The 13,047-nt window shown below is 65.0% G+C and carries 11 protein-coding genes and 1 riboswitch; of the genes, 10 read left to right on the top strand and 1 reads right to left on the bottom strand.

The annotated features are described in order from the left end of the window. Positions 1-320 (bottom strand): RNA-binding protein (locus tag B0E41_RS00825; protein WP_077327752.1); only part of this gene is annotated, 320 nt, incomplete at its 3' end. Positions 321-590: 270 nt separating this feature from the next. Then, a riboswitch (SAM riboswitch) is annotated at positions 591-661 on the top strand. Positions 662-722: 61 nt separating this feature from the next. Between B0E41_RS00825 and B0E41_RS00830 the strand changes: the two genes are divergently transcribed. The 10 genes from B0E41_RS00830 to B0E41_RS27690 all read left to right on the top strand — a co-directional run. Beyond that, complete coding sequence (locus B0E41_RS00830) at positions 723-1,910, top strand: homoserine O-acetyltransferase (protein WP_171984622.1); 1,188 nt, start codon at positions 723-725, stop codon at positions 1,908-1,910. Then, complete coding sequence (metW, locus tag B0E41_RS00835; RefSeq protein ID WP_077327755.1) at positions 1,903-2,487, top strand: methionine biosynthesis protein MetW; 585 nt, start codon at positions 1,903-1,905, stop codon at positions 2,485-2,487. The genes B0E41_RS00830 and metW overlap by 8 nt, the downstream gene beginning before the upstream one ends. Positions 2,488-3,072: 585 nt before the next feature. After that, the gene (locus tag B0E41_RS00840) at positions 3,073-4,821 is read left to right on the top strand and encodes a methyl-accepting chemotaxis protein (RefSeq protein ID WP_077327758.1); all 1,749 of its coding nucleotides are present in this window, start codon (positions 3,073-3,075) and stop codon (positions 4,819-4,821) included. Between the two features lie 26 nt (positions 4,822-4,847). Next, on the top strand, positions 4,848-5,381 hold the full coding sequence (locus tag B0E41_RS00845) for a chemotaxis protein CheW (protein ID WP_253194516.1): 534 nt from the start codon (positions 4,848-4,850) through the stop codon (positions 5,379-5,381). A gap of 413 nt (positions 5,382-5,794) precedes the next feature. Beyond that, a complete protein-coding gene (locus B0E41_RS00855) occupies positions 5,795-6,328 on the top strand; it encodes a chemotaxis protein CheW (RefSeq protein ID WP_253194518.1) in 534 nt (177 codons plus the stop codon). Positions 6,329-6,360: 32 nt separating this feature from the next. Then, entirely contained in the window at positions 6,361-8,115 is a 1,755-nt protein-coding gene (locus B0E41_RS00860) for a methyl-accepting chemotaxis protein (RefSeq protein ID WP_077327782.1), read from the top strand. 57 nt (positions 8,116-8,172) lie between these two features. Next, entirely contained in the window at positions 8,173-8,631 is a 459-nt protein-coding gene (locus B0E41_RS00865; RefSeq protein ID WP_077327764.1) for a cache domain-containing protein, read from the top strand. A 45-nt stretch (positions 8,632-8,676) separates the two neighbouring features. Continuing rightward, entirely contained in the window at positions 8,677-10,251 is a 1,575-nt protein-coding gene (locus B0E41_RS00870) for a methyl-accepting chemotaxis protein (RefSeq protein ID WP_143433601.1), read from the top strand. 52 nt (positions 10,252-10,303) lie between these two features. After that, positions 10,304-11,863 carry a methyl-accepting chemotaxis protein gene (locus tag B0E41_RS00875; RefSeq protein WP_077327767.1) on the top strand — a complete coding sequence of 520 codons (1,560 nt, stop codon included), beginning with the start codon at positions 10,304-10,306 and terminating at the stop codon, positions 11,861-11,863. 18 nt (positions 11,864-11,881) lie between these two features. Next, the coding region (locus B0E41_RS27690) for a methyl-accepting chemotaxis protein (RefSeq protein WP_077327770.1) at positions 11,882-13,047 on the top strand (1,166 nt) is incomplete at its 3' end.

Genomic DNA, 13,047 nt, shown 5'->3' on the forward strand with positions numbered 1-13,047 from the left:
CCGAAACCACCACCGCCGCCACCGCCACGGGGGCCACCGAAACCGCCGCCGCCAGTGCGGGGGGGGCGGGCTTCCATCGGACGGGCTTCGTTCACGACGAGGCTGCGACCACCCAGGGATTGACCGTTCATGCCTTCAACGGCGGCGAGCGCTTCTGCGTCACTGCCCATTTCGACAAAGCCGAAGCCTTTGGAGCGGCCGGTGTCACGTTCCATCATGACCTTGGCGCTGTTGACAGAGCCGTAGGCGCTGAAAGCTTGCTGCAGGTCTTCGTCACGCACGGTGTAGGGCAGGTTGCCCACGTACAGTTTGTTGCCCATGGTTGGGACTCCTAATAACACTGATAAAAATAGCGATGGAGCCCCGTTAGCAAACAAACCTGTAGCACGCGAAACCGACCGATCACTTGTCAAGCGAGGTTTTCAGACGCTCGCCGCGGCATTATGCGCCGAATGCCACGTTAACAGTGATTTTTTTGGAGGGGCTTCGAGGCACTTTCTGGCTCGGTGCTCAATAGCAACAGTGGGCGGCAACACCGGGCTCGTACCACGTTTGAGGACGTGGTGGCTGACCACCAGCTTCAATTTATACTGCCCTCCAGCGCCGATTTGTCCGGATTGCGGGCGCTTTACAAATACCGCTAAAGGGGGGACTCCCGGTCTCGCACCTTGCAGCACCGGGATTTTTTGTTTTTGGGCCTCGCCAGGCCCGAGGTGCACACCGTGATCGTCACGCCCCAAACCCAGCGCTTCACCGAGCCGCTGCCCCTGAAAAGCGGGGCGGTGCTGCCGGCCTATGAGCTGGTCTTTGAAACCTACGGCACGCTCAACGCTGACCGGTCCAACGCGGTGCTGATCTGCCACGCGCTCAACGCCAGTCACCACGTGGCCGGCCACCACGCCGACGCCAGTGGCCAGCCCATGGCCCGCAGCGAAGGCTGGTGGCACAACATGATCGGTCCGGGCAAGGCGGTGGACACCGAACGCTGGTTCGTGATCGGGGTCAACAACCTGGGTTCCTGCTTCGGCAGCACAGGCCCCACCCACACCAATCCCGCCACCGGCCAGCCCTGGGGCGCGGGCTTTCCGGTGGTCACGGTGGAAGACTGGGTGAACGCCCAGGCTCGATTGCTCGACGTGCTCGGCATCCAGACCCTGGCCGCGGTGATGGGTGGCAGCCTGGGTGGCATGCAGACGCTCAGCTGGACCTTGCAGTTCCCGGACCGCGTGCGCCACGCGGTGGTGGTGGCCAGTGCGCCCAACCTCACGGCCGAAAACATTGCCTTCAACGAGGTGGCACGGCGCGCCATCGTGACCGACCCCGATTTCCACGGTGGCCACTACCTGCGCGAAGGCACGCTGCCGCGCCGCGGCCTGCGCATCGCCCGCATGATCGGCCACATCACCTACCTGAGCGACGACGTGATGAACGAGAAGTTTGGAAGAACGCTGCGTTCCTCCGATACCAGTGATCCCGCCGCGGCAGCCGAGCTCGCTTACCGCTACAGCACCCAGGATGTCGAATTCCAGATCGAGAGCTACCTGCGCTACCAGGGCGACAAGTTCAGCGAGTACTTCGACGCCAACACCTACCTGCTCATCACCCGCGCGCTCGACTACTTCGATCCCGCCCGCGAACACGAAGGCAATCTGAGCGCGGCGCTGGCCCGAGCCAGGGCCAAGTTCCTGCTCGTGAGCTTCACCACCGACTGGCGCTTCTCGCCCGCGCGCAGCCGAGAGATCGTCAAGGCGCTGCTGGAGAACCGGCGCGAGGTGAGCTACGCCGAGATCGACGCGCCGCACGGCCACGACGCCTTCCTGCTGGACGACCCGCGCTACCACTCGGCGGTGCGGGCGTACTTTGAACAGACGGTCAGTGCCGATGTGAAAGGGGAGATGGCCCATGTCTGATCCCAACGTGATGCACAGCATCGCCCGCCTCGTGCCGCCCGGCTCGCGGGTGCTCGATCTCGGTTGCGGCGACGGCGCCTTGCTGGCCCACCTTCAAGCCACGCGCCAATGCACCGGCTACGGCGTGGAGATCGACGACGCCAAGCTGCTGGCCTGCGTGAAGCGTGGGGTCAACGTGCTCCAGCTCAACCTGGAGGGCGGGCTCACCATGTTCGGCGATGACGCTTTCGATGTCGTGCTGCAGATCGACACCCTGCAGCACCTGCGCAACGCCCAGACCATGCTGCGCGAAACCGCGCGCGTGGGGCGCATCGGCGTGGTGGCTTTCCCCAACTTCGCTCACTGGCCCAACCGCTTGGCGGTGTTGCAGGGCCACATGCCCGTGACCAAACGCCTGCCCTACGAGTGGTACGACACGCCCAACATCCGCGTCGGCACCTTCAACGACTTCGAGGTGCTCGCACGCCGCAACAGCCTCACCATTGAGGACAGCTTCGGCCTGCACGAGGGCCGCGAGGTGCGCGTCGCGCCCAACTTGCTGGCCAGCACCGCGGTATTCAAGTTCACGAGTGGATAGGTCCACCCCCGCCGCGCTGAGCGACACCTCCCTCCAGAGGGCGGCACCGGCCGTCCGGCAGAGCCGGTCCGACACCCTGGGTTAAGGCATGTCGCGCTGAAGCGTGTGCAGCGGCCGTGTTCGCGTTCTGCGTCCGCCGCGACATCAGTGTTGCCCGGCTCGGTGCTCGGTGACCACTGCAAATACATCTCGGCGAAGGGGTCCACGATCTGCGCCAACGGCAGGTCGTCAAAGCTGCCGCGTTCGGCCACGTGTCCACGTGGCCACCGCAGGGTGCACGCAGTCGATGGGTGGCGGTCAGGTGCGGGTTGTGCGCGTTCATGTTGCGAAATGACCTGAGCGGTCACCGGGTGCCCAACCCCTGCGAGACCCCCTACGGCACCCAAACAGTGCGAACAAGTTGGCAAAGGCACGTCTATTTCGCACTTTATTGATGCGGGTTTGGGCCGATATTTAACAGACGAGCCCTGTGTGTCCTCACCCCCACTGTGACCAATACAGATTTCTTGCTCACACCGTTTCGGGCCTTGCGCAAACCCGAATGGGCCACTTTTTCAAGCGCCAATTCTTAGAAGGTAAGACATCATGAATCCAGGATTCACGTTCGGCATTGCCCGGCGACTCTATGCGGTCAGCATAGCCATTTCGTTGGCACTGGCCGCTTTGGGCGTGTACGCCTACACCAGCCTCCACCAAGCCGCTGATCTGGCCGGTTTCACGGAAAGCACCCGTGTGCCTCAAGTCAGTGCCATGGCCGAAATGGAACTCAATGTGACCCAGGTCTCGCTGCAAATTCGCCATTCCATTCTGGCGCGCAACCCCCAGGAGCTGCAGGAGACACTGGCGTACATCACCGACAAGCGCAAGCACATGGACGAGGCGCTCTCTGCCTACGAAAAACGCCTGTTTTCAGCGGAAGGCAAAGCGCACTTCGCCACCTTGCCGCCATTGATGGCCAAGTTCTGGAAGGAGGGTGAAGCCAACATCGCCCTGATCCAGGCGGGCAAAAAGGAAGAGGCCTTTGTCTATCTGGTGGACGTGACGATCCCTGCGCGCAATCAGTTGCTCAAAGCCTTTCGCAGCGGCAGCGAGATCCAGACCCAGGGTCTGAGCACCGACATCCAGCAGATCCAGAAAGACGCGCTGACCACCGCCAACCTGGTTGCCGTGCTGGCGGCGGTCATCCTGGTGGTCCTGATGGTGTTCTCGACGTATGTGGGCTCGGTGCTGCGTCGCCGTGTCGCCTTCACACAGAGCGTGGCCGAACGTGTGCGCGACGGCGACCTGACCACATCGGTGAACGACAACGCACGCGACGAATTCACGCCCCTGTTGGCCACGATGAAAGACATGCAGGCTTCGCTCACCCGTGTGGTGACCGAGGTGCGCCAGGGTGCCGACAGCGTGGCCACCGCCAGCGCCCAGATTGCCCAGGGCAACTCCGATCTGTCCAGCCGCACCGAGCAGCAGGCCTCGGCGCTGGAAGAGACCTCGGCTTCGATGGAGCAGATGGGGTCGACCGCCAGCCAGAACGCCGACAACGCGCGCCAGGCCAGCCAGCTCGCGGCCAGCGCCAGCACGGTGGCAATGCAGGGCGGCGAGGTCGTGAGCCAGGTGGTGCAGACCATGAAGGACATCAACGATAGCAGCAAGAAGATCAGCGACATCATCGGCGTGATCGACGGCATTGCGTTCCAGACCAACATCCTCGCGCTCAACGCGGCGGTGGAAGCGGCCCGCGCCGGTGAACAGGGCCGGGGCTTTGCGGTGGTGGCGGCCGAGGTGCGAAGCCTGGCGCAGCGCAGTGCCGAAGCCGCCAAAGAGATCAAGGGCCTGATCAACGCCAGCGTGGAGCGCGTGGAGCAAGGGACCACGCTGGTGGACCAGGCCGGCAACACGATGCAGGAAATCGTGAGCTCGATCCGGCGCGTGACCGACATCGTGGGCGAGATCAGCAGCGCGAGCAACGAACAAAACGCGGGTGTGAACCAGGTGAGCGAGGCCGTGAGCCAGATGGACCAGGCCACGCAGCAAAACGCCGCGCTGGTGGAAGAAAGTGCTGCCGCTGCATCGAGCTTGCAGTCGCAGGCCCAGCAACTGGTGCAAGCCGTGAGCGTGTTCAAGCTCTCGGGCACTGTAGCGACCAGGGCGGTTTCTGCGCCGGCCAGCACGGCGTTCGTGCCGGCGGCGCGCAAGCAGGCAGCGAAACCGCTGGCGCAACACGTCAATGTGCCGCACCCCAAGATCAAAACCACCCCATCACCCAAAGCCACCGGACCCGCCCCGGTGCCTGCGCGCAGCAACGGCGCCAGCGACGATTGGGAAAGCTTCTGACCAACACCTTGACCGAAAGACACACCATGGACACGCAACCCCTCTCCGGCCAGCCGGGCCATCCGCACAGCGCGCGAGCCGTGGCAGGCCAGAAGGCCACGGCGGCCGAGTTCCTGACCTTCCGCCTGGGCGCGGAGGAATACGGCATCGACATCCTGCGCGTGCAGGAGATCCGCTCCTACGAAGAGCCCACGCGCATCGCCAACGCGCCGAACTTCATCAAGGGCGTGGTGAACCTGCGCGGGGTGATCGTTCCGGTGGTGGACCTGCGCATCAAGCTGGGGTGCGAGAAGGTGGAATACAACGGTTTCACGGTGGTGATCGTGCTCAACGTGCACGGGCGCGTGGTGGGGGCGGTGGTCGACTCGGTGTCGGACGTGCTGGAGCTCAGCGGCGACCTGATCAAGCCGGCGCCGGAGATGAACACCACGGTGGACACCAGCTTCATCACCGGCATCGCCAGCGTGGGTGAACGCATGCTGATCCTGATGGACATCGAAGCGCTGATGTCCAGTGCCGACATGGGCCTCATGGACCACAACGCCCAGCGCCTGCAATAGACACCCGGCCCTGTCACTTGCTGACATCCCGCCCCGGGACGCCTTGACCGAGTTCAAGAACCACCGGCCAGAACGCCGACAACGCGCGCCAGGCCGTGGTGTCCAGCCTGCCCTGGTGCCGCTGGACGTGTCCAAACCGACCGACCAACACCGTCTCACCCGCATCGGCGAAGTGATTGCCACCATCGCCGGCCTCACCGTGGCCGCGGTGACCCTGGGGGAGCGCACGCCTTGCCACAGTACCCCGCTGACCCCGCTGATGGGACGCAGGGGGTCAGACCGCGTACTTCCGTATGCAGACCGGCCCCAAGCGGCAGGTTTGCCGGGGCTTTGTCGTTCTATTTCTGACTTCAGCCAACGCCACGCCGGTCGATAGTTCTTAGACCTCTCCCGTCATTCAAGGACCGACCACCATGGACACGCAACCCCTCACCGGCCAGCCGGGCCATCCGCACAGCGCGCGAGCCGTGGCAGGCCAGAAGGCCACGGCGGCCGAGTTCCTGACCTTCCGCCTGGGCGCGGAGGAATACGGCATCGACATCCTGCGGGTGCAGGAGATCCGCTCCTACGAAGAGCCCACGCGCATCGCCAACGCGCCGAACTTCATCAAGGGCGTGGTGAACCTGCGCGGGGTGATCGTGCCGGTGGTGGACCTGCGCATCAAGCTGGGGTGCGAGAAGGTGGAATACAACGGCTTCACGGTGGTGATCGTGCTCAACGTGCACGGGCGCGTGGTGGGGGCGGTGGTCGACTCGGTGTCGGACGTGCTGGAGCTCAGCGGCGACCTGATCAAGCCGGCGCCGGAGATGAACACCACGGTGGACACCAGCTTCATCACCGGCATCGCCAGCGTGGGTGAACGCATGCTGATCCTGATGGACATCGAAGCGCTGATGTCCAGTGCCGACATGGGCCTCATGGACCACAACGCCCAGCGCCTGCAGTGACCTTGCCGGTGCTCGCTTCAAAGGAATTCAACATGCAACTGACCAACTTGAAGATCGGCCACCGACTGGCCCTGGGCTTTTGCCTCGTCCTGCTGATGCCCGTGCTACTGAGCGTGCTGGGCATCACGCGTGTCAATCAGATCAACGACAGTCTGACCACGATCGGCGACGTCAACAGCGTCAAGCAGCGCTACGCCATCAACTTCCGAGGCAGCGTGCACGACCGCGCCATCGCCCTGCGTGACGTGGTTCTGGAGGCTGAATTGGCCACCGTGGACAAGCAGGTGAGCCTGATCAACAAGCTGGCCGATGATTACCAGCACTCCGCAGCGCCGTTGGACGAGATTTACGCCAAGCCCGGCGCGGTGGATGCGGCAGAGCAGCAGGCGTTGGCGGACATCAAGCGCATCGAGTCTCTGGCCATGCCGCTATCGGCCAAGGTGGTTTCGCTGCGCCGCGAAGGCACCACCGACCAGGCCCTGGCCCTGTTGCTGGGCGAGGTGCGGCCGCTCTATGTACAGTGGCTCGCCGCGATCAATGTGCTGATCGATATGGAGGAGGCCAAAAACAAGGCCGAGTCGGCCACTGCCCGTTCGGTGGGCAGTGGCTTCGGGCTGCTGATGGTATTGAGTTCGGCGCTGGTCGTGGCCCTGGGGGCGTTCATCGCCTGGTTGATCACCCGCTCTGTCACGCAGCCGGTGCAGACGGCGCTGCAGGTGGCGCTGCAGGTGGCGCAGGGTGACCTCACCGGTGACATCAAGACCGATCGGCGCGACGAGCTCGGCGACCTGTTGCGCGCGCTCGGGCAGATGAAGGCGTCCTTGATGGGCACCGTGACCCAGGTGCGCCAGGCGACCGACAGCATCGGCACGGCGAGCGCGGAGATTGCCTCGGGCAACCAGGACCTCTCCAGCCGCACCGAGCAGGCCGCCAGTAGCCTGGAACAAACGGCGGCCAGCATGGAAGAGCTCACCGCCACCGTGCGCCAGAGCGCCGACGCGGCCCGCCAGGCCAACCAGCTCGCGGCCAGCGCCTCGGAGATCGCCGTGCGCGGCGGCCAGGTGGTGGGCCAAGTGGTCACCACCATGGAAGAGATCAACCACAGCAGCAAGAAGATCAGCGACATCATCGGCGTGATCGATGGCATTGCGTTCCAGACCAACATCCTCGCGCTCAATGCGGCGGTCGAAGCCGCTCGGGCGGGCGAACAGGGCCGGGGCTTTGCCGTGGTGGCGGCCGAGGTGCGCAGCCTGGCGCAGCGCAGCGCCGAAGCGGCGAAAGAGATCAAAGGCCTGATCGGCGCGAGCGTGGACCGGGTCGAGGCGGGCACGCGGTTGGTGGCCGACGCGGGGCAGACCATGAGCGAGATCGTGGGCTCGGTGCGGCGGGTGAGCGACATCATTGGCGAGATCACGGCGGCGTCGGGCGAACAGAGTGATGGCATCGGTCAGGTCAATGTGGCGGTCACGCAGCTGGACCAGATGACGCAGCAGAACGCGGCGCTGGTCGAAGAGAGCGCGGCCGCGGCCGAGAGCCTCCAAGAGCAGGCCGCCCGGCTCGCCCAGGTGGTGCAGATCTTCCGCATCGACGGCGCTGCCAGCGCCGCCCCCGCAGCCCTGGACCGCCGACCGGCGCCGCGTGCGGCGAAGTCAGCCGCCTTGGCCTCGCGCCCGGTCACCGCCGCGGTGGCCAAGTCGCCCCGTGTGGCCACTGGTCCGTCCCCTGCCGCTCGCCCCGCCAAGGCCCCTGTGGCCGCTGGCGCGGAGGGTGACTGGGAAAGCTTCTGAGTTTGTGACTCCGTGTCCGCTTCCCCCAACCCTTCCCCTTCATTCCAGGAGATTTCCATGAAAAACGTTCGCCACCTGCTGGGTGCCTGCACCACCGCCGCCTTGCTGATGACCTCTTTCGCCGCCCACGCGGACGCCACCCCCGATGACGCGATCGCGATGGTCAAGAAGGGTGTGGTCTTCATGAAGGCCAATGGCAAGGAGAAAGGTCACGCAGAGATCAGCAGCAAGACCAGCCAGTTCAAGAAGGACGACCTCTACCTGGTGGTCTACGGCCTGGACGGCACGGTGTTCGCCCACGGTGCCAACGAAAAAATGATCGGCAAGAACCTGATCGAACTCAAGGACATCGACGGCAAGCTCTTCGTCAAGGAGCGTGTGGAGCTGGCCAAGACCAAGGCCACCTTCTGGCAGGACTACAAGTTCACCAACCCCGAGACCAAGAAGATCGAACCCAAGTCGATGTACTGCGAGAAGCTGGACGACGCGGTGGTGTGCGGCGGCATCTACAAGTGATTCCGTTCCTCTCAGCACCTCCCCGAAAATCTCCTAGGACACCTCATGAAACTGGGTCACAAGCTCCTTCTGGCGCCCGTGGTCACGGCCGTCGTCGTGCTGGCCGCTGGACAGCTGGACTCCTACTCGCTGAGCCGTTCCAGCGCGCAAGCGGCGGTCAGCTTTGGTGAAAACATCGAGGAGGTTCGCATCCTCGGCGGGCTGCAGGCCGATGTGAACCAGGTGCATGTGGAGGTCTACCGCATGATGACCATCATCAGCTCGTTGGACGAGGCGACGATCTCGGCCAAGCGCAAGGATGTGGCGGCCAAAAGCGAGGCCGTGAAGGGCGTGCTGGAGGCGCAAATCGCCAAGGAAGACGCCGGCAGCGCCTTGCGCCCCGACATGGAAGCGGCGCAAGCCCAGCTGGCCAGCTACGCCAAAAAGACCGACATGGCCATCGATCTGGCATCGGTCGATGCCAACACCGGTGTGGCGGCCATGCAGGGGGCCGATGAAGCCTACGCGGCCTTGACCCAGTCGCTCAAGGCGACGCAGGTCCGCCTTGTGGAGCACGCTGCGCAGACCACCCAGGCCGAGGCCGCCTCGTCCACCCGCATGCACTGGTTGCTGAGCCTGTTGTCGCTGGTCGCCGCAGGCGTGGTGGTCGGCTTGTCGTGGCTGATGTTGCGCAAGGTGGCCTCCTCGCTGGCCCAGGCATCGAAGGTGGCCCGCAGCGTGGCCGAAGGTGACTTGATGCAGGTGGTGAGCACGGATCGAAAAGACGAACTGGGCGAACTGCTCAATGCGCTGGGCGCGATGAAAGACTCGCTGCTCAAGACGGTGGTGCAGGTGCGCCAGGCGACCGACAGCATCGGCACGGCGAGCGCGGAGATTGCCTCGGGCAACCAGGACCTCTCCAGCCGCACCGAGCAGGCCGCCAGCAGCCTGGAGCAGACGGCGGCCAGCATGGAAGAGCTCACCGCCACCGTGCGCCAGAGCGCCGACGCGGCCCGCCAGGCCAACCAGCTCGCGGCCAGCGCCTCGGAGATCGCCGTGCGCGGCGGCCAAGTGGTCGGCCAGGTGGTCACCACCATGGAACAGATCAACCACAGCAGCAAGAAGATCAGCGACATCATCGGCGTGATCGACGGCATTGCGTTCCAGACCAACATCCTCGCGCTCAACGCGGCGGTCGAAGCCGCTCGGGCGGGCGAACAGGGTCGGGGCTTTGCCGTGGTGGCGGCCGAGGTGCGCAGCCTGGCGCAGCGCAGCGCCGAAGCGGCGAAAGAGATCAAAGGCCTGATCGGCGCGAGCGTGGACCGGGTCGAGGCGGGAACGCGGCTGGTGGCCGACGCGGGGCAGACCATGAGCGAGATCGTGGGCTCGGTGCGGCGGGTGAGCGACATCATTGGCGAGATCACGGCGGCGTCGGGCGAACAGAGCGACGGCATCGGTCAGGTCAATGTGGCGGTCACGCAGCTGGACCAGATGACGCAGCAGAACGCGGCGCTGGTCGAAGAGAGCGCGGCCGCGGCCGAGAGCCTCCAAGAGCAGGCCGCCCGGCTCGCCCAGGTGGTGCAGATCTTCCGCATCGACGGCGCTGCTCACCGTGTTCAGGCCGTGTCCCAAGGTTTCTGATCCCGCGCTCCCGCTGCATTCCGAATTCACATGACTTTTTCAGGCTACCTCCATGTCGCTTCAACCTCTCATGCGTCAGTTTTCCATTCGCGTTCGAATGATCGGTGCGATCGGTGTTGTGTTGGCCTTGCTGCTCCTGGTGGGCAGCGCCGGGCTCTGGGGCATGCAGCGTTTGCATGTGCTCAGCCAGCACTTCGTTGACCACGCCTACCAGGAAACCATCGAACTCTCCCGCCTGCGTCTGGCGCTGGCCGATCTGCGCCGGCATGAGAAAGACATGGTGATCCAGTACGAATCGCCCGAACAACTCTCCCTGGCCAACATGCAATGGGAAAGATCGCGCGCCGAAATCGGCAAGCACATCGCCGCGATGCTGGAAGGCGATGAAGACGAAGACAACGCCATCCTGCGCGAGATGGAAGCCAAACTCAAAGACTATTCGGCGGCGGTGGAGCCCGTGGTGACCAACATCAAGGCCGGTGGCTACGACAGCGCCACCGTGGCCAACCGCATGCTGGCCCGGGCCCACGAACGCTTCGACCTTTTGCAGGCCGACATCAAGAAGATCGAGGCCGTCGTGGCCGCCGAAGCTGCCTCGCTGCTGGCCGAGGAAAAGGCCGCCAGCGACCAGACCAAGATGGGGTTCGCGCTCGCGCTCGCCGTCGCGGTGCTGGTGGTGGTGCCCACCACCCTGGCCAACATGCAAAGCATCTGCCAGCCGCTGAGCGAAGCCCAGCGGCTGGCCACCGCCATCACCGAAGGCGACCTGACGCAGCGCATTCACGCCCGCGGCAAAGACGAACTGACGCGGCTCACCAATGCCCTGGCCGGCATGCAAGACAGTCTGTCGCGCATCGTGGGCGAAGTGCGCAGCAGCTCCGACAGCATCAGCACCGCCAGCGCGGAGATCGCGTCGGGCAATCAAGACCTGTCCACCCGCACCGAGCAGACCGCGGGCAGCCTGCAGCAGACCGCGGGCAGCCTCGAGCAGATCAACAGCACCGTGCGCCAGAGCGCCGACGCCGCCAGTCAGGCCAGCCGCATGGCGGTGACCAACGCCGAGGTGGCCGAACGCGGCGGCCGCGTGGTGGGCCAGGTGGTCACCACGATGGAAGAGATCAACCACAGCAGCCGAAAAATCGCCGACATCATCGGCGTGATCGACGGCATCGCGTTCCAGACCAACATCCTCGCGCTCAACGCGGCGGTCGAAGCCGCTCGGGCGGGCGAACAGGGCCGGGGCTTTGCCGTGGTGGCGGCCGAGGTGCGCAGCCTGGCGCAGCGCAGCGCCGAGGCGGCGAAAGAAATCAAGGGCCTGATCGGCGCCAGCGTGGACCGCGTCGAAGCCGGCAGCCGGTTGGTGGCCGAGGCGGGCAGCACCATTGGCGAGATCGTGGCCAATGCCGACAAGGTGGCGGCCTTCATCAGCGACATCACCACCGCCGCGAACGAGCAATCACAAGGCATCGGCCAGGTCAACACGGCGGTCAGCAAGCTCGATCAGATGACGCAGCAGAACGCGGCGCTGGTCGAAGAGAGCGCGGCCGCGGCGGAGAGTTTGAAGGACCAGGCCGTCAAGCTTGCCAGCGTGGTCGCCACGTTCAGACTGTAAAACCCAGGGGACCCATGTATGAATTCGCTCGTCAATGCCATGCGCCGTTTCCGCATCCGCACCCGCCTGATCGGCATGCTGGTGCTCATGCTTGCACTGGTGTGCCTTGTGGGGGCGACCGGGGTGCTCTCGATGTGGCAGCAGAGCCAGCGCACCGATGAGTTCATCACCCGGTCGCTGCAGCGGGCGCACGGGCTGAGCCACGTCAACCGCCAGGTCGGGGATGTGAACCGGGCGGAAAAGGACATGATCATTTACTACGACGACCGCATCACGCTCAATAAGCACCGGGACCGCTGGACCGCGGCGGTGGCGGCGGCGCAGAAGCAGCTGGAAGCGATGCGCGCCGACGCCAACAACCGGGAAGCACCGCTGCTCGACGAGGCGCTGGCGAGCCTGACGGCCTATGCCAAGTCGACCCTGCAGATCGTGCTGCAGGTGGAGGACGGCGCGTACGACAACAGCCACACAGCCGACAAGATGATGGGCAATGCCAAGGCGCACATGCGCGCGCTCGAGGCCACGCTGCTCAAGACCGCCGAGGTGCTCGACGCGGACGCCGCCGAGGCGCGCACCGCGCGCGAGGACGGCGCGACCCAGGCGACCCTGCTCAACCTGGGCGTGCTCGCCGGGGTGGCGCTGCTGCTGGTGCCGTTCACCTGGCTCAACCTGCGCAGCATCTGCAACCCCCTGGATCGAGCGCGCGAGCTGGCCTCGGCCATCGCCGCAGGCGACCTGACGCGCCGCATCGACATCGAGGGACGCGACGAAACCGCGTCGATGATGGAGGCGCTGCGCTCGATGCAGTCGTCGCTGCAGCACACCGTGGGCCAGGTGCGCAGCGCCACCGACAGCATCAACACGGCGTCGGCGGAAATTGCCTCGGGCAACATGGACCTGAGCGCGCGCACCGAACAGGCTGCGAGCAACCTGCAGGAAACGGCGGCCAGCATGGAGCAGCTCAACAGCACCATGCGCCAGAGCGCCGACGCCGCCCGCCAGGCCAGCCAGATGGCCGTGGCCAACGCCGAAGTGGCCGCACGCGGCGGCCAAGTGGTGGGCCAGGTGGTGGCCACCATGGACCAGATCAACCACAGCAGCAAAAAAATCGCCGACATCATCGGCGTGATCGACGGCATTGCGTTCCAGACCAACATCCTCGCGCTCAATGCGGCGGTGGAAGC

The organism is Hydrogenophaga sp. A37 (assembly GCF_002001205.1).
Taxonomy (GTDB): domain Bacteria; phylum Pseudomonadota; class Gammaproteobacteria; order Burkholderiales; family Burkholderiaceae_C; genus Hydrogenophaga.